This is a genomic window from Pseudomonas sp. SJZ131 (assembly GCF_007828705.1).
Classification (GTDB): Bacteria; Pseudomonadota; Gammaproteobacteria; order Pseudomonadales; family Pseudomonadaceae; genus Aquipseudomonas; species Aquipseudomonas prosekii.
In genome coordinates, this window is record NZ_VIVC01000003.1 from 394,421 (window position 1) to 418,090 (window position 23,670).

General features: G+C 61.3%; 23 protein-coding genes. 5 read left to right on the plus strand and 18 right to left on the minus strand.

Features of this window, described 5'->3' with window-relative positions:
- Positions 1-4 precede the first annotated feature (4 nt).
- Positions 5-1,018, minus strand: coding sequence for a porphobilinogen synthase (gene hemB / locus FBY12_RS16015; protein WP_121733369.1), 1,014 nt, complete (start codon positions 1,016-1,018; stop codon positions 5-7).
- Positions 1,019-1,226: 208 nt separating this feature from the next.
- Here hemB and FBY12_RS16020 point away from each other — a divergent pair, with 208 nt between their 5' ends.
- A complete protein-coding gene (locus FBY12_RS16020; protein WP_121733370.1) occupies positions 1,227-1,859 on the plus strand; it encodes a DedA family protein in 633 nt (210 codons plus the stop codon).
- On the opposite strand, the gene FBY12_RS16025 is transcribed toward FBY12_RS16020, so the two are convergent.
- Positions 1,840-3,075 (minus strand): sterol desaturase family protein, encoded by a 1,236-nt coding sequence (locus tag FBY12_RS16025; RefSeq protein ID WP_145253874.1) that lies wholly within the window; start codon positions 3,073-3,075, stop codon positions 1,840-1,842. The genes FBY12_RS16020 and FBY12_RS16025 overlap by 20 nt on opposite strands.
- A gap of 115 nt (positions 3,076-3,190) precedes the next feature.
- Between FBY12_RS16025 and elbB the strand changes: the two genes are divergently transcribed.
- Positions 3,191-3,859, plus strand: coding sequence for an isoprenoid biosynthesis glyoxalase ElbB (elbB, locus tag FBY12_RS16030; protein ID WP_145253877.1), 669 nt, complete (start codon positions 3,191-3,193; stop codon positions 3,857-3,859).
- A 116-nt stretch (positions 3,860-3,975) separates the two neighbouring features.
- Here elbB and FBY12_RS16035 read toward each other — a convergent pair whose 3' ends face one another.
- From FBY12_RS16035 to FBY12_RS16065, 7 genes are all read right to left on the minus strand, one after another.
- Complete coding sequence (locus FBY12_RS16035) at positions 3,976-4,431, minus strand: YaiI/YqxD family protein (protein WP_092276402.1); 456 nt, start codon at positions 4,429-4,431, stop codon at positions 3,976-3,978.
- Positions 4,432-4,554: 123 nt separating this feature from the next.
- Positions 4,555-6,453 carry an FTR1 family protein gene (locus FBY12_RS16040; RefSeq protein WP_145253880.1) on the minus strand — a complete coding sequence of 633 codons (1,899 nt, stop codon included), beginning with the start codon at positions 6,451-6,453 and terminating at the stop codon, positions 4,555-4,557.
- Positions 6,454-6,539: 86 nt separating this feature from the next.
- Positions 6,540-7,439, minus strand: coding sequence for a LysR family transcriptional regulator (locus FBY12_RS16045; RefSeq protein ID WP_145253884.1), 900 nt, complete (start codon positions 7,437-7,439; stop codon positions 6,540-6,542).
- Between the two features lie 16 nt (positions 7,440-7,455).
- Positions 7,456-8,169: a cysteine hydrolase family protein gene (locus tag FBY12_RS16050; RefSeq protein ID WP_145253887.1), complete on the minus strand. Its 714-nt coding sequence runs from the start codon at positions 8,167-8,169 to the stop codon at positions 7,456-7,458.
- A 216-nt stretch (positions 8,170-8,385) separates the two neighbouring features.
- Complete coding sequence (locus tag FBY12_RS16055; RefSeq protein WP_092276396.1) at positions 8,386-9,018, minus strand: LysE family transporter; 633 nt, start codon at positions 9,016-9,018, stop codon at positions 8,386-8,388.
- A 225-nt stretch (positions 9,019-9,243) separates the two neighbouring features.
- Positions 9,244-9,825 (minus strand): mechanosensitive ion channel family protein, encoded by a 582-nt coding sequence (locus FBY12_RS16060; RefSeq protein ID WP_109502969.1) that lies wholly within the window; start codon positions 9,823-9,825, stop codon positions 9,244-9,246.
- Positions 9,825-11,735 carry an ATP-binding cassette domain-containing protein gene (locus FBY12_RS16065; protein ID WP_145253890.1) on the minus strand — a complete coding sequence of 637 codons (1,911 nt, stop codon included), beginning with the start codon at positions 11,733-11,735 and terminating at the stop codon, positions 9,825-9,827. The genes FBY12_RS16060 and FBY12_RS16065 overlap by 1 nt, the downstream gene beginning before the upstream one ends.
- A gap of 50 nt (positions 11,736-11,785) precedes the next feature.
- On the opposite strand from FBY12_RS16065, the gene FBY12_RS16070 reads away from it, so the two are divergent.
- Positions 11,786-12,250: a TIGR02444 family protein gene (locus FBY12_RS16070; RefSeq protein ID WP_145253893.1), complete on the plus strand. Its 465-nt coding sequence runs from the start codon at positions 11,786-11,788 to the stop codon at positions 12,248-12,250.
- Here the strand turns inward: FBY12_RS16070 and FBY12_RS16075 are convergent.
- Entirely contained in the window at positions 12,247-13,461 is a 1,215-nt protein-coding gene (locus FBY12_RS16075) for an AlgP family protein (protein ID WP_145253895.1), read from the minus strand. The genes FBY12_RS16070 and FBY12_RS16075 overlap by 4 nt on opposite strands.
- A gap of 192 nt (positions 13,462-13,653) precedes the next feature.
- On the opposite strand from FBY12_RS16075, the gene FBY12_RS16080 reads away from it, so the two are divergent.
- Positions 13,654-14,319, plus strand: coding sequence for an FKBP-type peptidyl-prolyl cis-trans isomerase (locus FBY12_RS16080; protein ID WP_145253899.1), 666 nt, complete (start codon positions 13,654-13,656; stop codon positions 14,317-14,319).
- A gap of 60 nt (positions 14,320-14,379) precedes the next feature.
- Here FBY12_RS16080 and rsd read toward each other — a convergent pair whose 3' ends face one another.
- The 7 genes from rsd to FBY12_RS16115 all read right to left on the minus strand — a co-directional run bounded on the left by rsd (position 14,380) and on the right by FBY12_RS16115 (position 20,995).
- Positions 14,380-14,838, minus strand: a complete 459-nt coding sequence (gene rsd, locus FBY12_RS16085) for a sigma D regulator (RefSeq protein ID WP_145254546.1) — start codon at positions 14,836-14,838, stop codon at positions 14,380-14,382.
- Between the two features lie 177 nt (positions 14,839-15,015).
- Positions 15,016-15,564, minus strand: a complete 549-nt coding sequence (locus FBY12_RS16090) for a disulfide bond formation protein B (RefSeq protein ID WP_145253902.1) — start codon at positions 15,562-15,564, stop codon at positions 15,016-15,018.
- A 435-nt stretch (positions 15,565-15,999) separates the two neighbouring features.
- The gene (locus FBY12_RS16095; protein WP_145253904.1) at positions 16,000-17,238 is read right to left on the minus strand and encodes a heme biosynthesis protein HemY; all 1,239 of its coding nucleotides are present in this window, start codon (positions 17,236-17,238) and stop codon (positions 16,000-16,002) included.
- Positions 17,235-18,389: a uroporphyrinogen-III C-methyltransferase gene (locus FBY12_RS16100; RefSeq protein ID WP_145253907.1), complete on the minus strand. Its 1,155-nt coding sequence runs from the start codon at positions 18,387-18,389 to the stop codon at positions 17,235-17,237. The genes FBY12_RS16095 and FBY12_RS16100 overlap by 4 nt, the downstream gene beginning before the upstream one ends.
- Positions 18,390-18,405: 16 nt before the next feature.
- Positions 18,406-19,173: a uroporphyrinogen-III synthase gene (locus FBY12_RS16105; RefSeq protein WP_145253910.1), complete on the minus strand. Its 768-nt coding sequence runs from the start codon at positions 19,171-19,173 to the stop codon at positions 18,406-18,408.
- On the minus strand, positions 19,170-20,111 hold the full coding sequence (gene hemC / locus FBY12_RS16110) for a hydroxymethylbilane synthase (RefSeq protein ID WP_145253913.1): 942 nt from the start codon (positions 20,109-20,111) through the stop codon (positions 19,170-19,172). The genes FBY12_RS16105 and hemC overlap by 4 nt, the downstream gene beginning before the upstream one ends.
- Positions 20,112-20,248: 137 nt before the next feature.
- Positions 20,249-20,995, minus strand: a complete 747-nt coding sequence (locus FBY12_RS16115; protein WP_092276361.1) for a LytTR family DNA-binding domain-containing protein — start codon at positions 20,993-20,995, stop codon at positions 20,249-20,251.
- Between the two features lie 483 nt (positions 20,996-21,478).
- On the opposite strand from FBY12_RS16115, the gene argH reads away from it, so the two are divergent.
- Entirely contained in the window at positions 21,479-22,873 is a 1,395-nt protein-coding gene (argH, locus tag FBY12_RS16120; RefSeq protein ID WP_092276358.1) for an argininosuccinate lyase, read from the plus strand.
- Positions 22,874-22,970: 97 nt separating this feature from the next.
- Here the strand turns inward: argH and FBY12_RS16125 are convergent, their stop codons facing one another.
- Entirely contained in the window at positions 22,971-23,630 is a 660-nt protein-coding gene (locus tag FBY12_RS16125; protein ID WP_145253916.1) for a glutathione S-transferase family protein, read from the minus strand.
- Between the last annotated feature and the right edge of the window lie 40 nt (positions 23,631-23,670).

A 23,670-nucleotide genomic window follows, 5' to 3' on the forward strand; every position in this document is an offset into this window, starting at 1 on the left:
AGGGCTATTGTTGCTCTCGTAACAATTGGGCAGCGCGCACGGCAAAATAAGTCAGGATGCCATCTGCGCCTGCGCGTTTAAAAGCGGTCAGGGATTCGAGAATCACCCCTTCGCTCAACCAGCCATTCTGGATTGCCGCCATGTGCATGGCGTATTCGCCGCTGACTTGATAGACGAACGTCGGCACTTTGAATTCTTCTTTGACCCGGTAAAGGATGTCCAGATACGGCATGCCTGGCTTGACCATGACCATGTCCGCGCCTTCTGACAAGTCCGCCGCCACTTCGTGCAGGGCTTCGTTGCTGTTGGCCGGGTCCATTTGGTAGGACGCCTTGTTCGCTTTGCCGAGGTTCAGCGCCGAACCCACTGCATCGCGGAATGGGCCGTAATAGGCGCTGGCGTACTTCGCCGAGTAAGCCATGATCCGCACATTGACGTGATCGGCCAGCTCCAGCGCTTCGCGGATTGCCTGGATGCGACCGTCCATCATGTCCGACGGCGCGACGACTTGCGCGCCGGCAGCGGCGTGGGACAAGGCCTGCTTGACCAGCGCATCGACGGTGATGTCGTTCTGCACGTAGCCTTCTTCGTCGAGAATGCCGTCCTGGCCGTGCGTGGTGAACGGGTCCAGCGCCACGTCGGTGATCACTCCCAGTTCCGGGAAGCGCTCACGCAGGGCGCGGGTGGCGCGCTGGGCGATGCCGTCCGGGTTCCAGGCTTCGGCGGCGTCCAGCGATTTCAGTTCTGCCGGGGTCACCGGAAACAGTGCCAGCGCCGGAATCCCCAGCTCGACCCATTTGGCCGCTTCTTCGAGCAACAGATCGATGGTCAGACGTTCAACGCCGGGCATCGAGGCGACTGCTTCGCGACGGTTTTCACCGTCCAGCACGAACACCGGCAGGATCAGGTCATCGACGCTCAATACGTTTTCACGCACCAGTCGACGCGAGAAATCATCACGACGGTTGCGACGCAGGCGAGTTGCAGGAAACAAGCGATTGGCGGGGGTAAAGCTCACGGCAGACTCCTGAGCCCGCGCTGGCAGGCGAGCGTGACAGTTATAAGCGGCCATTATGACGAACAGATGACGGTTGTGCTTATCCCTGTGACGCGTAGCCGCATTCCATTGTCCGTGTAGGATTTGTTCACGTCGAGACACATTTGGACACTTTCATGAATGTGCACGAAGGGTTAGGCTGCGCGTTCATTTCGCCAGCACCCAGACAATGCTCCAACAATTTCTGCATGACTTCGGCTACTTTGCCCTTTTTCTCGGCACGTTCTTCGAAGGCGAAACCATCCTGGTGCTCGCGGGCTTCCTCGCGTTTCGCGGATACATGGACATCAACCTGGTGGTTGTCGTGGCGTTCTGCGGCAGTTATGCCGGCGATCAGCTGTGGTACTTCCTGGGGCGCAAACACGGGCGCAAATTACTTGCGCGCAAACCGCGCTGGCAATTGATGGGCGACCGCGCGCTGGAACACATCCGCCGCCACCCCGACATCTGGGTGCTGAGCTTCCGGTTTGTCTATGGTTTGCGCACAGTGATGCCGGTGGCGATCGGCCTGTCGGGTTATCCGCCGGGACGTTATCTGCTGCTGAACGGGATTGGCGCGGCAATCTGGGCCAGCGCCCTCGCCGCCGCGGCTTATCACTTTGGCGCGGTGCTTGAGGGCATGCTCGGCAGCGTCAAGAAGTACGAGCTATGGGTGCTCGGCGCGCTGCTGGTGCTGGGCCTGGGCCTGTGGATCCGTCGGCGCTTCAAGAATGCGCGTCTGGCGAAGAAGATCTACGCCGAAGAACAAGCGCAAAAAGCCGAACAGGCGCGCATCGACGAGACTAAGACGCCAGCCGAGTGAAGCGGTTTCTGCAGCAGTAGAGACCGATTGCGCTGAGCAAGCTGTAGCTGAGCAGTGCGACCCAACTCACCGCGCTGGCCGGCCACAGCCCGACCAGCGGCGCCAGCCACACCAGCGGCACGTTCGATGCCAGGCGCAACAGCTCCAGTTTCCACGCCCACGGGCGATTCTCCAGGGCCACGCCCAAGGTAAACAGCCCCAGCGCCACGGCACTCCAGCCGAGCACCAGCGCGGCGGTCGGCAGGCTCGGTTCCAGGTTCATCAAATAGCTGCCCAGCGCGATGTAGACGCAAAACTGCAGCGCCACGTAGATTTGCTGGCGCGCGTCCAGCGGCACTTCGAATTTGCGGAACTGGCTCAGGTCGGGTTTGCTCATCGGGTACTTCGCGGCGACATCGGCCGGGCGCCAACCGGTGCGCATGAACCAGATGCGCAGCTTGTCCCACTTGCTCTCGGCGCGTTTCGCGTCCTCCCACAACTGCGCATAAAACTGCACGTTGGCCCACAGCGGATTCCAGCTCGCCAGCGGCGTGGTCACGCCGAAAATCACCGGTTCGTTATCGTCCTCTTCCTGGAACGAGCCAAATAGACGGTCCCAAATAATGAACACCCCGCCGTAGTTGCGATCCATGTAGAGAGCGTTCTGTGCATGGTGGGCCCGATGATTGGATGGCGTGACGAAGAACCATTCGAACCAGCCGAGCTTGGGAATGTGTTTGGTGTGCACCCAGAATTGGTACAGCAGGTTCAGCGCCGCGACGCTGACGAACACCAGCAGTGGCACGCCGAGCACGGCCATCGGCAGGTAGAAGATCCAGCTCAGGAGAAATCCGGTGCTGGTCTGGCGCAGCGCGGTGGAGAGGTTGTAGTCCTCGCTCTGGTGATGCACCGAGTGCGCGGCCCAGAGGATGTTGCGCTCGTGGCCCATGCGGTGCAGCCAGTAGTAGCAGAAGTCGTACAGGACAAAGGCAAACAGCCAGACCCAGACGCTGTCGCCGTCGAGTTTGAACAGCGCCAGATGCTCGAGCGCAAAAGCATACGTCAGCAGCCCCACGCCTTTGGTCAGCAGGCCGGTAGTGGTCGACAACACGCCGGTGCTGATGCTGTTGATCGCATCGGCGAGGCGATAATTGCGCGTGCCGCGCCAACGGTCGGCCAGCAGTTCGACGGCAATCAGCACAAAGAAAAACGGCACCGCGTACAGAATGAAGTTCATGACGTGCCCTGAACAGAATCCGGATCACAGATCCTAGGTGTAGCCGCGAATTAACCCTATGGCAACGAGTGACAAATTAGTGGACATTTAACGCCATGAATCTGGAGAAAAACCCATGAGCAAAAAAATTGCAGTGATCCTTTCCGGCTGTGGCGTTTACGACGGCGCCGAGATCCACGAAAGCGTGATCACCTTGCTGCGCCTCGACCAGCGCGGCGCTCAGGTGCAGTGCTTTGCGCCAAACATCGCGCAACTGCACGTGATCAACCACCTGACCGGCGAAGAAATGCCGGAGTCGCGCAACGTGCTGGTGGAATCGGCGCGCATCGCTCGCGGCCAGGTCAAGGACTTGCGCGAGGCCAGCGTCGAGGACTTCGATGCGTTGATCGTGCCCGGTGGTTTTGGCGCAGCGAAAAACCTCTCCAACTTCGCTGTCGAAGGAGCAGCGTGCACGGTGCAACCGGACGTGCTGGCGTTGGCCGAGGCCTTCGCCGAAGCGGCGAAACCGGTGGGTCTGATCTGCATTTCGCCAGCGCTGGCAGCGAAAATCTACGGGCCGGGCGTGACGTGCACGATTGGCAATGATGAAGAGACCGCGGCGGCGATGAACAAGATGGGCGCCACGCACACTGAATGCGCGGTGGGCGATATCGTCGAGGACAAGGCCCGCCGCTTGGTCAGTACACCGGCGTACATGCTCGGCCAGTCGATCAGCGAAGTGGCGACGGGGATCAACAAACTGGTCGACCGCGTGCTCGAACTGACCCACGAAAACGACGCCTGACCCCGCTCACCTGTGAGAGCGAGCTTGCTCGCGATAGCGGACTTTCAGCCAACATTATGTCGACTGATGCGACGCCATCGCGAGCAAGCTCGCTCCCACAGGGTTCTTGGTATGGATCAGGGTTTGCGGGTCAAGCGGGTAAGGATCCGGTCCAGCGCATTCGCAAACGCCTGTTTTTCGCGCTCGCCGAACGGCGCCGGGCCGCCGCTCATCTGGCCTTGTTCACGCAGGTCGGTGAACAGATTGCGCACCGCCAGCCGGTCGCCCATGTTCTGCGCGTCGAACTCCTTGCCGCGCGGGTCGAGCGCCGAAACGCCCTTCTTCACCAGCCGATCCGCCAACGGCACATCGCTGCAGATCACCAGCTCACCGGGCACCGCGTGCTCCACCAGATAATCGTCGGCCGCGTCCGGGCCGCTCGGCACCACGATCAATTTCACCAGCGCCAGCGCCGGTTTGATCTGCGGCTGACCGGCGACCATCACCACTTCGAACTGGCGCTTCAAAGCGAACTTCACCACCAGATCCTTGGCCGCCCGAGGGCAAGCGTCGGCATCGATCCAGACACGCATTGTGTTTTTCCTCTTTTTAAAAGCTTCGCGGGCAAGCCTCGCTCCTACAGGTTATACGCGACCGCAAATGGTGCGCGAATTCTGTAGGAGCGAGGCTTGCCCGCGAATGGGGACGACGCGGACTTAAGACGTTTGCACCCGGCGCTTCTCAGCCATCCGACTGCGACCATACAACACCACAATCGCAATAATCGCCACGGCCTGCGCACTCAACGAATACGCATCGGCGTGAATCCCCAGCCAATCGAAATCGAAGAACGGCACCGGCCGTGTGCCAAACACCCCGGCCTCCTGCAAGGCCTTGACTCCATGCCCGGCGAACACCACCGACAACGCGCAGAGCAACCCGGCGTTGATCCCGAAAAACAACGCCAGCGGCAGTTTCGCCGAGCCGCGCAGGATCACCCAAGCCAACCCGATCAGCAACACCAGCGCCGTCGCCCCGCCCGCCAACACCGCGTCATGCCCGGCGGGACCGGCCTGCAGCCACAGGGTTTCGTAAAACAGGATCACTTCGAACAATTCGCGATACACCGAGAAAAACGCCAGGATCGCAAACCCGAAACGCCCGCCGCCGCCAACCAGGCTGCTCTTGATGTAATCCTGCCACGCCGCCGCGTGCCGCCGATCGTGCATCCACACGCCCAGCCACAGCACCATGACGCTGGCGAACAACGCGGTGCAACCCTCGAGCAATTCACGCTGGGCGCCGCTGACGTCAATCACATACGCCGCCAGCGCCCAGGTCGCCAGACCGGCCACCAGCGCCAGCCCCCAACCGACGTTGACGCTGCGCACCGCCGACTGCTGGCCGGTATTGCGCAGGAACGCGAGGATCGCCGCCAGCACCAGAATCGCTTCCAGACCTTCACGCAGCAGAATCAACAGACCGGAAATGTAGCTCAGCGACCAACTCAAACCATCGCTGCCCAACAGCCCGGCGGATTCTTTCAATTTGCCTTTGGCCGCCTCCAGGCGCTGCTCGACCTGGGCGATCGGCAAGCCGTCCTGCAACGATTGCCGGTAGGCCATCAGCGATTTTTCGGTGTCTTTGCGCACGTTGGCATCGACGTTATCCAGCGAACTTTCAACCAGTTCAAAGCCTTCCAGATACGCCGCCACCGATAGGTCATACGCCTGATCGTGTTCGCCGCCACGGTAAGCGGCGATGCTTTTATCCAAGGTCGCTGCGGTGTAATCGAGCAACTGCGCCGGGCCACGCTTGACCTGCGGCGGTTGCGCACGTTGCGCGCGGAACGTTGCCAGTGCTTGCGGGCCTTCAGCGGCGAGCACTTCGGCCGGCGTCTGCCGCGCCAGATCGGCGATGTTGTAAGTCTTCGCGGATTTCGCTGCCGCCGGATCGGCGCTGAAACCAGCGATGTAAGTCGCCAGATCCCAGCGCTGACGGTCATCCAGTTGATCGGCGAAGGACGGCATATCCGTGCCTTCGACGCCTTGGACCAAGGTGTTGTAGATCGCGTACAGGCTCAAGCGATCCAGCCGCGCCGTATCGCGCAGATTGGCTGGCGGCGGGGTCATGCCGACGCCCGCCGGGCCATCGCCCGCGCCTGCATCGCCGTGGCACACCGAACATTGCTGGGCATACAGCGGCGCGCCGCGCGTCGGGTCCGGGGTGATGATCGGGGCCTGGCTGACTTCATACGCCACCGCCAATTTCGCCCCGAGCTGCCGCGCCTGGCGCGCAACGTTGGCGCCGTCCTGGTACGCGGCGATGGCTGCGCGCAAATTGCTAACGCCTTGCTGCAGATCGGCGCGCTCCGGTTTGTCCGGCAATTCGGCGATCAAGCCTTGCAGCACACCGAGAAATTCCTGCTGCTCGCGGTATTCAGACTCATCGATCACCTTGCCCGCCGCGACCGTCGCCGGGTAATCGGCGCCAATGTAGTCGAGCATATGCAGGGCTTTCGGCGCGCCCTCAGCGGTCTCGGCCGAGGCGTTGAGGCTGCAAAACGCAATAACCGGCAACACGAGCCACGCCAGCAAACGGGAAGAGGCAATCATGAATGAGTCTCAAGGGGAAATACGAAGTTACATATTGTTCACTTCGAATGCCTTTCACTCAAGCTTTGTTGGTCGTCAAGCGAACTTCATCGAGCGTTGGCGGACAATGCGCGGTAATGCTCAGCCATGAAATCCACGAACACCCGGACCTTGGGCGCCAGATGACGGGTTTGCGGATAGAGGGCGTAATAGTGCCGCTGCGCCAGCGTGTAGCTGGGCAAGATGTGCACCAGATGACCGTGCGCCAAGTCGCTCTGCACCGTGGCCCGGGTGAATGCCGCGATGCCGACCCCGGCCAGCGCCGCCGCGTGCAGGCTGGTGATCGAGTTCACCGTGAAACGCCCGCGTGGCGCGATGCGCACCGGCTCGCCCCGCAACGGCGTCAGCAGCCATTCTTCGGCACCGGCAAAACACAGCATCTGGTGCGCCGGCAATTCATCCACCTGACGAACCAGGCCGTGGCGCGCAACATACCCCGGCGATGCCACCAGCACTTGCTCGGAAACGGTGAGTTGCCGCGCGACCAATGAAGAGTCGGCGAGTGGCCCGCTGATTCGCAAAGCGACATCGAAGCCTTCGGTGACCAGGTCGACAAAGCGGTCACTGCACGACAAATCGATGTGTATCTGCGGGTATCGCTGCTGAAACGCGGGCAGCCAGCTGGCCAGTTCCAGCGTCCCGATCACCATCGGCACACTGATGCGCAACAAGCCTGCTGGACGCTGCGCATCCTCGGCCACGGCGAGTGCAGCCTGCTCGACACGGTCGAGGATATCGACGGCGGCGGCGTAGTACGTTTCCCCCGCCGCCGTCAGACTGAAACGCCGGGTGTTGCGATTGATCAGCCGCGTGCCCAGATCGGTTTCGAGTTGTTGCAACTGCCGGGAAATCGTCGAGTGCGTGGTGTCCAGCCGCTCGGCCGCCGCAGAGAAACCTCGACATTCAACGATGCAGCGGAATGCCCGCATGGCCAGCAGTTGGTTCATCGATCCCTCGAAAGCGTCAGTTGAGTGGCAGGCGGGTAATCTCTTGCGTGGTCATGACGTCGCCGAAGGTGTCTTCGATTTCGGCCAGCGCGGCGCGGTGCAGGCTGTCCTTGTCGACGGTCTGGCCATTCAGGCGCGTGATCGCGCGGGTCGCGGAGGCGTCGGATGCTACCACGACCTGATAACCCAACGGCGCGGCGTCACGGGCGCCACCGGCGACACAGGCGTGGGTCATCAGCCCGGCGAAAATCACGGTTTTTATCCCGGCCTGTTTCAGCTGTTTATCCAGATCGGTCGAGGCGAACACGCTGACGGTGTTTTTCTGAACCACTTGATCGTGAGCGCGCGGCTGCATCAATGGATGAAACTTCACAGTCTCCCCGCCCAGCGCAAACACCGCGGAGCCGGCCGGGGCAACATGTTGTACGTGATAGACCGGGATCTTGGCCGTGTCGGCAAACTTGATCAGCGCCCGCGCATTGTTCATGGCGGCGACGCCATCGGGAATCGGCATGCGACCGGTGAAATATTCATTCTGGAAATCGATCACGACCAGCGCGGTGGTCTTCGGGTCGAGGCGCTCAATCTGAGTCGCGCCGGACATTGCGCGGATGGTTGGATGGGCGGCACCGTCGACAACAGGGCTGGCGCTGGCACTGCCAGCAGCGGCGAGGCTCAGACTGGCAAACACGGTGCGGATCAGAGAAACAAAACGCGGGATAGAGGACATTGTGCGATTCCTGCAGATGGGCGAGTAAGTGAGGCGCAGTCTAGAAATCCGCAACCTCAGCCACAACGGCACTTTCAGCACATAGTCTGTGCAGTTTTCGCACAGACCAGCTTAATCCTTTGTATGCCTTCACTCGCCTTCGCCAGGCATGAAGATTGAATTGCCATAACGAAAAAAGGCGACCTGAAGAGGTCGCCTTATTTTGTCACCGGACGTTTACACCACCGCTTTGCGCAACGTCGCCATGAACGCGGCGGCGCCGATGAACAGCCCGGCGAAGGTTCGGTTCATGCGTTTCTGCTGTTGCGGCGTGCGCAGCATGCGCAGGACTTTGGACGCGAGCCCGGTGTAACCGGCCATGACGATCAGGTCGACGCAGACCATGGTCACGCCGATGATCAGGTACTGCGCCAGCAGCGGCGCATGCGGATCAATGAATTGCGGCAGCACCGCGAGCATGAACACCAGCGCCTTGGGGTTGCTGATGTTGACCAGAAAACCACGGAACATCAGCGCCAACGGTTTGCCGATCTGCCGCACCGCCGCGTCGTCGCTCATGTCGCTGGGCAACGCGCGCCACTGTTTGACCGCCAGGTAAACCAGGTACGCCACGCCGAACCATTTGATCGCATAGAACGCTGTGGCCGATGCCGTGAGCACCGCGCCGACACCGGCGCCGACAATCGCAATCTGCACCGCCAGACCGATTTGCAGTCCCAGGGCATTCCAATAGCCGCGCCAGAAACCGTAGCGCAGACCGCTGGACATCGACGCAATCGCGCCGGCACCGGGCGACAGGCTGATGACCCAGCAAGCGGCGAAAAACGCCAGCCATGTTTGAAGCCCCATTACACACCTCGACTCAGACTCGTGACAGACGTCTAAGCTAATGCGGGATTTGGCGGATGACTACCGATTTTTTGCGGGATAAGCCAATGAACAGGGCGGGCGGCGCCATCGCGAGCAAGCTCGCTCCCACATTGGATCTTCAGTGCACCGCTTTTTTGTGAACAACTGAAAACCACTGTGGGAGCGAGCTTGCTCGCGATAGCGGCCTGTCAGATAACCACAGACCTACTTCTCAAACCCGCTCGAAGGCAACACATCCGTCCCCCGCCAGCGCCGAACCGAGCGCTGGAAGAACAGGCTGTTAGGCACTTGCACCATCACGCTGCCGGTCCCGGCCGCTTCGACTTCGATCAGCGTGGTGAACAGCAGATTGATCGCCACCACCCGGCCCTTGACGCCCGGTTTGTCGAGGGTGTCCACCAACTCGACGACATCACCGATACGGAACGGGCCGACGGTGAAGATCAGAATCGCGCACAGCAGATTGGAGAGCACGCTCCACATCGCGAAGAATGCCACTGCCGCGACCGCGACGAACCCGGACAACGCGGTCCACAGCACCGTCGCCGAAACGCCGAGACGGCCGAGCACGAATATCAGCGCGCTGCCCATGATCAACCAGCGCAACACCCCGCGCAGCGGCAGCAGCAATTGCGGCGGAAACGGGTAGCGCTCGCCGAGGCGCGTGAGGCAGCGGGCGACGAAGCGCTGGGCGAAATAACCGGCCAGCAGAATCAGCAGGATTTGCACGACGAGCCAGATCGGTTCGACCCACATTGCCGGCAGCGGCAGCGTGAAAGCCTCCATCAGGACAACGCCTCCAGCTCCGATTGCATGCTTTCGAGCAATTCCAGCGCTTCCATCCACGACTCTTCAAGCTCGCCTTCACGCACCTTGAGTCGGGCTTGTTCGGCGAGCAGATCGCGCAATTCGTTCTTGCGCGCCGGCTCATAGATATCGCTGTCGCCGAGGCTGACATCGATTTTCGCCAGTTTCTCGTGCAGCTTGCCCAGCTCGGCTTCGAGCTTGTCGGCCTCGCGCTTGTGCGGCGCCAGTTGCTGACGCAACGCAGCAGCGGCCTGGCGCTGGGCTTTCTTGTCGGTCTTGTCCGGGTTGACCGGGGTGTTGCTGACCGGCGCATTGCGTTGGCGATAGTCGACTAGCCAGCGCGTGTAGTCTTCCAGATCGCCGTCGAACTCTTCGACCTTGCCGTCGGCCACCAGATAAAAATTATCGGTGGTGCTTTTGAGCAGATGACGATCGTGAGACACCACCAACACCGCACCGCTGAATTCCTGCAGCGCCATGGTCAGCGCCAGGCGCATTTCCAGGTCGAGGTGGTTGGTCGGTTCGTCGAGCAGCAACAGGTTCGGCCGGCCCCAGGCGATCAACGCCAGCGCCAGTCGAGCCTTTTCGCCACCGGAGAAGTTCAGCACCGGCTCATCGATGCGCGCGCCACGGAAGTCGAAACCGCCGAGGAAATCGCGCAAGGTCTGCTCACGCTCGGTCGGCGCCAGCCGCTGCATGTGCAGCAACGGGCTGGCCTTGGAGTCGAGCGAATCCAGCTGATGCTGGGCAAAGTAGCCAACCACGGTGTTCTCGCCACGGGTCAGGCGCCCGGACAACGGCGAGAGTTCACCGGCAAGGTTTTTGATCAGGGTCGATTTACCGGCGCCGTTCGGGCCGAGCAAACCGATGCGCGCGCCGGGGGTCAGCTGCAATTTGACCTTTTCCAGCACCGCGCGCTCGCCGTAACCCAGTCGGGCGTCGGAGATGTCGATCAGCGGGCTGGAGATCTTGTGCGATTCGCGAAAGACGAAGTCGAATGGCGAATCGACGTGGGCGGCGGACAGTTCTTCCATCCGCTCCAACGCCTTGATCCGGCTCTGCGCCTGACGGGCCTTGGTGGCTTGGGCCTTGAAGCGGGCGATGTAGCTTTCCATGTGCGCACGTTGCGCTTGCTGCTTCTCGTAGGCCTGTTGCTGCTGGGCCAGACGCTCGGCACGCGCACGTTCGAAGGCGCTGTAGCCGCCGCGATACAAGGTGATTTTGCGTTGATCGACGTGGGCCACGTGATCGACCACGGCATCAAGAAAATCCCGGTCGTGGGAAATCAGCATCAGCGTGCCGGGGTAGCTTTTCAGCCACTCTTCGAGCCAGATGATGGCGTCGAGGTCCAAGTGGTTGGTCGGTTCGTCGAGCAGCAGCAGGTCCGATGGACACATCAATGCCTGCGCCAGATTCAGACGCATCCGCCAGCCACCGGAGAAATCTCCTACCTGACGATCCATCTGATCGTTGGTGAACCCCAGTCCCGCGAGCAACTTGCGCGCCCGCGCATCGGCGGTGTAACCGTCGGCGCTGTCGAGTTCGGAGTGCAGGCGCGCCTGAGCGGCACCGTCCTGCGCCGCTTCGGCGGCGGCGAGGTCACGTTGTACCTCGCGCAGGCGCAGGTCGCCATCGAGCACGTAGTCGACCGCGATCCGGTCGAGCGTGTCGATCTCTTGGCGCATGTGGGCGATGCGCCAGTCGCCCGGCAGCAAGCAGTCACCCGAGTCGGGGTGCAGGTCGCCGAGCAGCAAGGCGAACAGGCTCGATTTGCCGGCGCCGTTGGCACCGATAAGGCCGGCTTTGTGGCCGGCGTGCAGGGTCAGCTCGGCGTCTTCTAGCAGACGTTGCGGGCCACGCTGTAAAGTCAGGTTCTGAAGTCGAATCATAATGGCGGCGGAGTCTACCAGCTTCGCTCGCAACTGGCGCGAGTAGCACTATGTCCTCTGACCTGTGGAGCTTTTCCCTGAACACTTACGCCCGTCCCGGCGTGGAAGGCCTGTGCCTGCAATGGCAGGCGGCGGGGGCAAATGTTTGCCTGTTGCTGTGCGGGTTGTGGCTGGAACAACGCGGCGTGGCCTGCACGGCGCAACGTTTGCGGCAACTTTCAGAGATCGTCGGGCCGTGGGAGGCGACGGTCGTGCGGCCGCTTCGCGCGTTGCGCACGCAATGGAAAACCGCTGCCGCTGACGACATCGACCTCGCGGCGTTGCGCGAACACATCAAGACGTTGGAGTTGCAGGCCGAACGGCATTTGCTGGTGCGACTGGAACGAACAGCCGAGAACTGGCCGCGAGATCAGCTGACCGAACCATCGGCCTGGCTGGAAGGTGTGGCGGCGGGCGCCGCCAACCTGGACCGCGACGCGCTGCAGCAGCTGCGCGTCGCGGTGACCGGCGCTTAGGAAGCGCTGGTTGGGTTGGTGCCGGTGCTCGACGATGCTGCCGGCGTTGGCGCGGCAGTTGTGGTCGAGGTGCTGGCGGCTGGCGCAGGCGCGGCGGCCGGCGCCGGGGCTGGAGTAGCAGGCTTGGCGACTGGCGCGGTGGCCGGTTTGGCGGCAGCAGGTTTCGCAGCAGCTGGTTTGGCGGCAGCTGGTTTTTTCACTGCGGGTTTGGCTGCAGGCTTGGCGGCTGGTTTTGCAGCAGTCGTTTTGGCCGCAGGTTTGGCAGCGGCTGGTTTTGCAGCGCTGGCGGTAGCTGGCTTGGCAGCAGCAGTTTTCGCAGCAGGTTTGGCGGCGGCGGTTTTAGCAGCAGGTTTTGCAGCAGCTCGTTTGGCCGGTGCTTTTGCGGCAACAGGTTTGGCAGCGGTTTTCGCAGCGGCGGGTTTGGCGGCCGACTTGGCAGCAGGTTTCGCTGCGGCAGTTTTGGCAGCTGGTTTCGCAGCAGGTTTAGCGGCTGCGGTTTTTGCTGGTGTCGACTTCGCGGCTGTCGACTTGGCAGCAGTCGATTTCGCAGCGGTGGTTTTAGCAGCGGTGGTTTTCGCCACAGCAGGCTTGGCAGCAGCAGGTTTTGCAGCTGTCGTTTTAGCTGTGGATTTCGCGGCGCTGGCGGCGACGGGTTTTTTCGCTACAGCTTTCGAAGCAGTTTTGGCAGCCGGTTTCGACGCTGCTTTGCTCGATGCTTTGGCAGCCGGTTTGACCACAGTCTTGGACGCCGCTTTTTCAGTCACAGGTTTGGCCGAAGTTTTCTTCGCCGGTGCTGCAGCAGGTTTCGCCGAACGCTGGGACAACGCTTTGCCGACAGCCTCTTGAACGCGACCGATACCCTGGGCCAGTTTCAGGCTTTCCTGAGCATCGCGCTTGAGTTGCAGAATGTAGCTGCGAGTCTCGGACTGGCGATCTTTCAACGCATCGAGCAAGTCTTCGAGTTGCTTGACGCCGTCCTTTGCCTTGGCCTGTGCCTTGGCTTTGCCGGCGCTTGCCGCGTCTTGCAATTTGGTACGGGATTTGTGCAGTTTTTCTTGTGCTTTGCCGCGCTGTTTTTCCAGTTTGGCGAGCAGTTTTTCAGCATCAGCCAAGGCTTGCGAACAAGCGGTTTCCAAATGTTCGAGCAGGCTGCCCGACAGTTGTTGAAGTAAGTGCAACGGAGTATTTACAGGCTTCTTGGTGGCCGACATGGTTTACCTCCTGGCTGACGTGAGTGCGGCTCATACTAGACTTCTGCTGACGCCGCTGCTAGGTCATGTTGACAGTAAGCACAGCGCTGCGTTGCACGGGATCGAAAATGTTCTGCGTTGGCGCAAAAGCAGTTCACCGTTCGACGCATTCGCACTGGCATAATCCCCCGCATCTGAGGTCGGAGAGTGCCCATGTCGCGTTACGTTTTTTTATCCTTGCTGGTGTGTTTTTCCGCAGTTCAAGCGGCGGAAAAAACCGCGGCAAATGATGCTCACGATCTCGCTTACAGCCTCGGCGCCAGCCTCGGTGAACGCTTGCGCCAAGAGGTTCCGGACCTGCAATTGCAGGCGCTGATCGAAGGTTTGCAGCAAGCCTATCAAGGCAAGCCGTTGGCATTGAAAGACGCGCAGATCGAACAGATCCTCGCCGAGCACGAAGCGCAGATTGCCGAGCAACCGGCGGTGTCGCAGACCGAAGAAGCGCTGGAAAAAGAGCAGCGTTTTCTCACTCAGGAAAAAGCCCGGCCCGGCGTTCGTCAATTGGATGAAGGGATTTTGCTGACCGAGTTGACGCCTGGCACTGGCGCCAAGGCTGGCCCCACCGGCAAGGTCCAGGTGTTGTATATCGGTCGCTTGCCCGATGGCACCGTGTTCGACCAGAACAGCCAACCGCAATGGTTCAGCCTCGACAGCGTGATCACCGGTTGGCGGATCGCTCTGCAAAATATGCCGGTCGGCGCGAAGTGGCGGTTGGTGATTCCATCGGCCCAGGCTTATGGCGCCGACGGTGCCGGCGACCTGATCGCGCCGTTCACCCCGCTGGTGTTCGAAGTTGAATTGCGCGGCGCCAGCAGCTGAATCGCGCAAACGAAAAACGGCGCGCATAGCGCACCGTTTTCTTGTGTTGCCGGAAAGGGTTCAGGCCTGAACCGAATCCTCTTCCTTGTGCGCCGTGTGCAGCACTTCGATCAGGCAATCTTCCAGTTCGAAACGTTCGTGCAACAGGCCACCCAATTCCTTGAATTTTTCGGCGACGCATTTGCCGGCATCGCACAGGTCGTTGAACGCGAGCAGCTTCTCGGTGATGACGTCGATGCGCGGATAAATCGTCTCGGCCAGCTCCAGACCGCGCGTGTCACCAAAGGCCTTGGCTTCACCGGTGAGCTGTTCGTAGATTTCGAAGTGACCCGCCGACACGTAATCGACCAGCACACCGCAAAATTCCTGCAGCAGTTTAGCGTTCTCGCCCAGCGCTTCGGGCTTGGCGCCGAGAGCATCATAGGCCCGAACCAGTTCGTGACGCTCCTGCAACCAGCGGTCGATCAGCAGATGCACTCCACCCCAGCGTTCCTGAGCATTCTGACAACTTTCGAGCATGGTGATCTCTCTTCCCTTGTGGGTCATGCTGCCCTACACCTGTCGCACCCTTGAAGGTCAAGAATCGGCCAGGCAGAGCGTCATCGAGCAACATAATTCCAATGACACGTGCGGGCCAGATTATGCCCGCACGACAATGGCTTCAAGGTACGCAGGAGATAAAGTTCATACAAGTGTTTAATCACCTGCTATGGCCGGGTGCGACGACTCGCCGCTGAGCGGCCGCAGACAGGCGACCCAGACGTGGCGCAGCAATTGATAGGCACCGAGGATAAGCATCGCGACGAAGAACAGCAGGCTCCATTCCGGGATGCTCAGATCGAACAGCGTCCAGGAAATCTCCGCGCAATCGGCATCACCCTCGAACAGTCGCCGCAGCGCGCAGGTCCAAGGCATGGAGCCAAACAGGTTGTCGAAGGTCGGCGAACACACCGCGAATTGCTGCGGATCACTTTGCAGCAGCACTTGGCGCCACGCCGTGATGGTCCCGCCGAGACTGGCGCCAACACCCGCCAGCCAATAGACGAATGAGCCGAAACGGCGCGGCCCGTGAACCGACGCGATCAGGTAGACAATCATCAGCAGCGCGAGGCAGCCCCGCTGCAACAGACACAACCCGCAAGGTTTGAGTCCGACCACGTATTCCAGGTGAAAGGAAACGCCAAGGGCCAATGCAGCCGCGGTGAATGCCATGAAAAACAATGAGCGTGAGCAGGCCAAAGACATGGCTAATCCGTACCAATAGAGACAGAGGGTTACGGTAGAGGAAAGCGCAGCAGGCTTTCAAGACGGCCCGGCACGGACAGTTCACCAGAGGTGTAGGGAATTCCCGACAGGAACGAGAGGAATCGGCGTAGTCCCTTGTAGGACTAAGCCGATCGGGGACCACAGAGCTCGACATCCAGCCAATTAATCAGCCGATCCAACGCCCAAAAACGCTCCCGACGCACACGGAACTTGTAGCAGCGGCTTAGCCCACACATCACCACTTTATGTAGCAGCTGCCGAGCCTGCGAGGCTGCGTCCGGCTGCGCAGCAGTCGTGATTCAGGCACTGCGGTGTTTCAGGAAAATCGCGTGCGCAGGTTTGGCGACTGCTTCGCAGCCGAACGCAGCCTCGCGGGCTCGGCAGCTGCTACAACGAGCAAATTGCGGTCGTGAGTCAGACCCGAGCAGGGACCGGCAGTGGCGCGGCCAGCAAGCGTTCATCCAGCAAACCCAAGCCTTCCTGAAACAACTGGTTACTGCGCTCGGTATCGCCCAGTTGCGCCAGCAACCGCGCCAGTTCGGCGCAAGCTTCCGGATTACGCTGCACGCGCAGGCTGCTTTCCAGATAATCGCGCGCCTTGCCCCACAAACTGCTTTGCAGGCACAAACGGCCCAGCGTCAGCAGCAGGCTCGCATCGCCCGGATGATCCTTGAGCCAGCCTTCGGCCGTCTGCAGTTGCCGCGACGGATCGCTGCCACGCACCAAGCCGTAAAGCCGCGCCAGATGGCTGTCGTAATTGCGCTTGAGCGCCGTGCGCAGCACTTCTTCGGCCTCGACCTGCGCGCCCAACTGGCGCAATTGCTCGGCGTAGGCCAAAACCAGTTGTGGCTCTTGCCGCTGAGCATTGGTCAGTTGCTGCCAGGCGCGGGTCAGCGACTGCAAGCCGACTGTTCCGTCCTCCTCACTGTGCGCCGCCAGACTGAGGTTTTCGCCCCACGCGCGACGCTCCAGCTCAGCCAGTTCCGCCGCAGGCAAAACCTTGTCCTTGCGCAGCTCCGGGAGCAAACGAATCACCGCCGACCAATCACCGCGCTGTTGATGCAATCGCTGCAACTGACGCAACGTCTGCGCATTGTGCGGATGGCGTTCGTGCATGGTTTGCAGGGTTGCCAGCGCACCGTCGGTGTCGCCGCGATCGGTCTGCAATTGCGCGTGGCTCAAGGCAATCGCCAACTCGGCTTGCGGTTGGCGCTCCAGAGCGCGCTCAAGCAAGCTGTCGCTCTCGTCGTAATGACCCAATTCGTTAGCCGCGCGCGCTGCGCCGAGGTAGTACAACAGCGGTTGACGCTCGGCTTCGGCGGCACGATGCAGGTGACGCTGAGCACTCGCCCAGCGGCCCTCGGCGAGGTCCATCTGCCCATGTTCGATCGCCACTTGCACCCGACGGCTGCGGTTGCGCCGCGACCATGGATTGACCACTCCACCCGAGGTCGTCACCAGTCCGATCAACACCTTGATACCCCAGAACACCAGCCACAGCACCGCGACCAACGCCAGGGTCGCCCACAGGCTCGATTCGAAGCGAAAGCTCTTGTAGGCGATCAGCACGTAACCGGAGTGTTCGGCAATCGCCAGCCCCAGCGCCGCAGCGGCCGCGATCACCAGAAACAGGATCACATAAAGGCGTTTCATGGCGTCGCCTCCTGCGCGGCGCTCGCGTCAGGTTTGGCCAGCGGTTTGATCGATTCCTCGGCATTCACATTGCGCCGCTCCAGATAACCCTGAACGGCGCTGAGCGTGCCCGCCAGGTCTGGCGTGACCACAGTGACCGGCTCTTTGCTCAACTCGCCAACCTGCTCAAGCATGACTTTGCTTTGCGGGTTGTCCGGGTTGAAATTACCCTTGAGCACATCGCGCGCCTCGGCCAGCGCCTGGGTATACACCGGCGCCTGACCATTGAGCGCGGCCCACTGCGCCTGCTCCAGCGCCAGGCTCAGGGCCAGACGCACCTGGCTCAGGCTCTGCCCGGCCAGCAGCGGACGGACATTTTTGTCAGCGTTGAAATCGATGCGAATGTAATGCGAAATCTGATCCCACCACTGCGCCCAACGACTCGAACCATCCGCATCGGCGGTCAGGCCCAGCAGCGATTCGCCACGGTCCTTGTACTCCGGCGCGAGCTCGGTGAGGTTGATCACTTGATCGCGCAACGCGCCCAATCGCAGAAACAGCCCGGTGCGGTCCGGCTGCTCGGTGCTGCGCAACGCCACCAGGGTTTTCGCCACTTGCTCGCGAGCGGCAAAGGAACCTGGATCGTTTTGTTCACGGAGGATTTCGTCCGCGCCCTGCACCAGCGCCTGAGCGCTGCTGATGTCCTGCAACGCAGACAGACGCAGGCTCGCCAGACGCAGCAAATGCTCGGCCTCAGCCAAGCGCCAATCCTTGCGGCTGGCGCCGAGGACGGTTTCCAGGCGTTGATTCAAGCGCTGCTGATCGCCCTGAAGTTGCGCCACCAGACGGTTGCGCGCATCCAGTTCTTCGGCGGCGGGCAACTGTTCGAGACGCGAGGTCAGGCGCTGATCATTGAGCTTGAGGCTTTGCGCCGTATCGTTCAGCGCCTGGACCTGGCTGAGCTGCTGTTGATTATTGGCTTGCAGGTGACGCACCTGCCAGACTCCCCAACCGCCCACGGCGACCCCGGCGGCACCGAGCAACAGGGCGACGATGGCCAATCCATTGCCTCGGCGCTGCACGGCAGCAGGCGGGCCAGTTTCAACTGGCGGTTCAACCGGCTTGTTAAGCACGGGTTGCACATCATCTTTAGGCAAGGCTGTTTCGCTCACGTATCCATCCTTTGCATTAGAGAACGGGTACGGGTTGCTCCCGTAACGCCGTCAGCAAAGCCGTGGCATTCGCGCCACGACAATCCACAACTGTTTGGGCCCCGGCGGCACGTGCCAGCTCGGCGACCCTTGGGCTTGGAACAAACAACGGCAACTGCGCCAATTGCGGCCAGGCAGCGCCCGCCAATTGCTGCAGGTGCGCAAAACCCTGTCCACTGCTGACCACCAGCCCGTTCAAGCGTTCCGCTTCGATACGCGCGGGCAGCTCGGCCGGCGCATAGTGCGGCAAGCAGCGGCGGTACAACTCCAGATATTCGACACTAGCACCAAGCTCGCGCAAACGCTCAGCGAGCAACTCGCGCCCGCCCTCCCCGCGCATGATCAACACGCGCGGATCAGGCCGGGCGACAGCCTCGCGCAACTCGGGAAGATCAAGCAAGGCTTCGCTGTCATCGCCATCCACCGGGAAGCTCACATCGAGCCCGAAATCCTCGAGGATTTGCGCAGTCGCGGCGCCCACAGTGAACCATTTCAACGACGGTGGCTGCGGCCATTGCTGGCTGAGCAGATCAACGCCGATTCGCGCGGCAGGTTTGCTGACCACGATCACCGCACAGAAGTGATCGAGCTCGCCGATCACCGCGCGCATTGTGGCAGAGGCAGCAATCGGCTCGATCTCCAAAAGCGGCAGGCAACTGCTGAAAATCCCCTGCTCGGCCAACACGCTGCGCAGCACCGCCGACTCATCGGCGGGGCGCGTCAGCAGCAGGCGCCAGCCGCTCACTCGTGACCTGCCTCGCCGTAAACTGCCTTGAGAATGTCGCCGGCGCCTTGGTTGAGCAGGTCTTCGGCAACCTGCACACCCAGCGATTCGGCAGAGCCGCGCGGCGCCCGGGCCTCGGCGCTGAGCAGCAGGCCGCCGCTCGGATCACCGACCAGACCACGCAACCAGATCTGCTCGCCTTCAAGCACGGCGTAGCAAGCGATCGGCACTTGGCAGCCGCCATTCAGGTGTTTATTGAGGGCGCGTTCAGCGATGACTCGGGTGGCGGTGTCGTGGTGATGCAGCGGCGCCAGCAAGGCGTGGATTCGCGTGTCGGCGCTGCGGCATTCGATGCCCACCGCGCCTTGGCCACCGGCCGGCAGGCTGTCGTCGACGCTGATCGCCGAGGTGATGCGGTCTTCGAAACCGAGACGGATCAAACCGGCGGCGGCGAGAATGATCGCGTCGTACTCGCCAGCATCCAGCTTGGCCAGGCGGGTGTTGACGTTGCCGCGCAGGAAGCGGATTTCCAGGTCTGGCCGACGTGTCAGCAACTGAGCCTGACGGCGCAGGCTCGAGGTGCCGACGATGCTGCCTTCAGGCAATTCTTCGAGGCTGGCGTAAGTGTTGGAAACGAAGGCGTCGCGCGGGTCTTCGCGCTCGCAGATGCAGAACAGACCGAGGCCTTCAGGGAAGTCCATCGGCACGTCTTTCATCGAGTGCACGGCGATGTCGGCCTGATCCTCCAGCAGCGCGGTTTCCAGTTCCTTGACGAACAGGCCCTTGCCGCCGATTTTCGACAGTGGCGAGTCGAGCAGCTTGTCGCCGCGACTGACCATGGGCACCAGCGTCACCAGCAAACCTGGATGAGCTTGTTCGAGGCGAGCTTTGACGTATTCGGCCTGCCAGAGGGCCAGCGCACTTTTACGGGTGGCGATGCGGATTTCGCGAGAGGACATGGATCAATCCGTACTGAAAAGATACGGCGGATAATAACAGCTCAGCCAAATCCACTTTGACTTGTATCAGGAACTGCATGGCCTCCCTGGCCCTCAACGTCCGGCAATCTTCTGTGAATCCGCCTGAGACTGGCGGACTAAAGCTGTTGCATCATTTTGCGCACACCGGCCACATGACGCCGGCTGACGATCAACGCATCACCGTTCAGACCTTTGAGGAACAGCTGAAAATGCCCCAATGGAGTGCGTTGCAGGCGTTCGATGCGCTCGCGAGCGACCAACGCGTTGCGGTGGATGCGCACGAAGCGGTCGCCGAATTCGTCTTCCAGAGCCTTCAGCGGTTCATCCAGCAGCACTTCGCCGCCCTCGTGGCGCAAGGTCACGTATTTGTGGTCGGCAATGAAGTAAACCACCTGACCCAGCGGGATCAGCTCGATGCCTTTGCGGGTACGGGCACTGATGTGGCTGCGTGGGCCGCTACCGGTTTCGGCGGCTGGGCGCGTTAGGGCGGCAAGTTGCACGCGGTTGGGGCGCTCGGCCTTCTTCAAGGCTTCGAGCAACGCTTCGGCGCGCACCGGTTTGACCAGGTAAACCACGCCGCTGGCTTGCATCGCCTCTTCGGCAAAATCGTCAGGGCCGGTGCAAAAAACCACGGCTGGCGGGGTTTCGCGTTCGCACAATCGGGCAGCCACTTGCAGGCCGTCGAGGCCCGGCATACGGATATCGAGCAGCACGATATCCGGTTTATGGCTGTCGATCAGCGCCAACGCCTCTTCGCCGTTCGTGGCTCCGGGTTCCATGACACTGTATCCCTCGAGTTCACCGACCATTCGGCTCAGGCGCTCGCGGGCTAGGGGTTCGTCATCAACGATCAGGACATTCATATTGCGCTGGATTCCTGCGTGAGTCTCGCACAAGGATAGCGTAGACAGGTGAAGTGACATCCGTCACCGCGATCCACGCTAAGACTGGCGCGAGGGCTAAAAAGTGCCGCGAGACCGGCGGCTAAATTTTCAACTGCCGGGCGTTTGGCGGCCCAGGCCCGCGCTGGCAAGGCACTGCCGCAAGAGCTGGCCGAGGCATCGCCGTAGGGTTTGCTGATACACACCATGAACACCCCCTTTTTTTATAGGCAGCGCCAGCGCACAGAAGTGCGCTGTTCCTACTGTCCAACTGTAGACGGTTGCCGGCGCGATATTGCTCAATTGAAAAATATCGTTGCGCATTAACCGCCGGCATTGCCCGAGTATGGCCCCGCACATGAGAAAAAAACGTCGCGACCAGCGTCAACGACAGGATTGGCAACCCTGTTATTATCCGCCCCAGCGTAAAACGCCAACTTTCTTCAAGCCGATACGAGCGAATTCATGAGCACTGACAAGACCAATCAGTCCTGGGGCGGCCGCTTCAGTGAACCCGTCGACGCCTTCGTCGCCCGCTTCACCGCCTCCGTCACTTTCGACCAGCGCCTGTATCGCCACGACATCATGGGCTCGATCGCCCACGCCACCATGCTGGCCAAGGTCGGCGTGCTGACCGATGCCGAGCGCGACAGCATCAGCGACGGCCTGAAAACCATTCAGGGCGAAATCGAAGCCGGCCAGTTCGACTGGCGCATCGACCTCGAAGATGTGCACATGAACATCGAGGCACGCCTGACTGATCGCATCGGCGTGACCGGCAAAAAACTCCACACTGGGCGCAGCCGTAACGACCAGGTCGCTACCGACATTCGCCTGTGGCTGCGTGACGAGATTGACCTGATCCTCGCTGAAATCACCCGCCTGCAAAAAGGCTTGCTGGAGCAGGCCGAGCGCGAGGCTGGCAGCATCATGCCCGGCTTCACTCACCTGCAAACCGCGCAACCGGTGACCTTCGGCCATCACATGTTGGCCTGGTTCGAAATGCTCAGCCGCGACTACGAGCGCCTGGTCGATTGCCGCAAGCGCACCAACCGCATGCCACTGGGCAGCGCCGCGCTGGCGGGCACCACCTATCCGATCGACCGCGAATACACCGCGCAACTGCTGGGCTTCGATGCCGTCGGCGGCAACTCGCTGGATAACGTCTCGGATCGTGACTTTGCTATCGAATTCTGCTCGGCCGCGAGCATCGCGATGATGCACTTGTCGCGCTTCTCCGAAGAGCTGGTGCTGTGGACCAGTGCGCAATTCCAGTTCATCGATCTGCCGGACCGTTTCTGCACCGGCAGCTCGATCATGCCGCAAAAGAAAAACCCCGACGTGCCAGAGCTGGTGCGTGGCAAGACCGGCCGCGTTTTCGGCGCGCTGATGGGCCTGCTGACCTTGATGAAGGGCCAGCCATTGGCCTACAACAAGGACAATCAGGAAGACAAGGAACCGCTGTTCGACGCCGCCGACACTTTGCGCGACTCGCTGCGCGCGTTTGCCGACATGATCCCGGCGATCAAACCCAAGCACGCGATGATGCGCGAAGCGGCGCTGCGTGGTTTCTCCACCGCCACCGACCTCGCCGACTATCTGGTGCGCCGTGGTCTGCCCTTCCGCGATTGCCACGAGATCGTCGGCCACGCGGTGAAGTACGGCGTGGAAAGCGGCAAGGACCTGGCGGAAATGAGCCTGGAAGAGCTGCGCAAATTCAGCGATCAGATCGATCAGGACGTGTTTGCGGTGCTGACGCTGGAAGGCTCGGTGAATGCCCGTGACCACATCGGCGGGACTGCGCCGGCGCAGGTCAAGCAGGCTGTGGCGCGCGGTCAGGCGTTGCTCGCCAGCCGTTAAAAGCTTCGCGGGCAAGCCTCGCTCCTACAGGGATTGCGTAAACCCTGTGGGAGCAAGGCTTGCCCGCGATGACATCCGCAGAAGCGCTACCAAACCCTTACTTCTTGGCCGCAATCATCGCCATAAACCCTGGCATGGCTGCGTCCTTGTCCGCCGCAATCCGCTGCACATGCGGGTTCTGCTCCAGCCTTTCCAGCAGCGCCTTCGCCGCCGGCATCTCGGCCAACAGATCAATCCCGAACAGCTTCTGCCCGACCGCGCAGGCCAGCGGCACGCTGTAGAGAAAGTACAAATCGGCAATGCTCAGCCGGTCGCCCGCCACATACGGGGCGAATTTGCCGTGCCTGCCCAACGAGGCAAAACCCAGCAGCAACTCGGATTTGCTCTTGTCCTTGATCGCGTCCGGCACTGGCGAGCCGAAAAATGCTTCGCCATAACAGGCGCGGCCCGGCAGTTCGATGTACAGCTCGATTTCCTTGGCCAGCGCCAGGGCCTGCGCGCGCTCGAAGGGATCGCTGGGCAGCAGCGGCGTGCCTTTCTGGCTGTGTTCGAGGTATTCGAGGATCACGCTGGTTTCGTTGACAAAACCCTGATCGACGCCGAGCACCGGTACTTTGCCGCGCGGGCTGATGGCCAGTGCCTCCGGGGTTGCGGTCGGGTAAAACAGCACTTCTTCGAACGGCAGTCCCTTCTCCAGCAGCGCCAGTTTGACCATGTTGTAGTAGTTGCTGACGGAAAATCCATAAAGCTTGAGCATCACGAAGCCTCCAGGCCGTGCGGGGTGGGCAGTGCCTGTT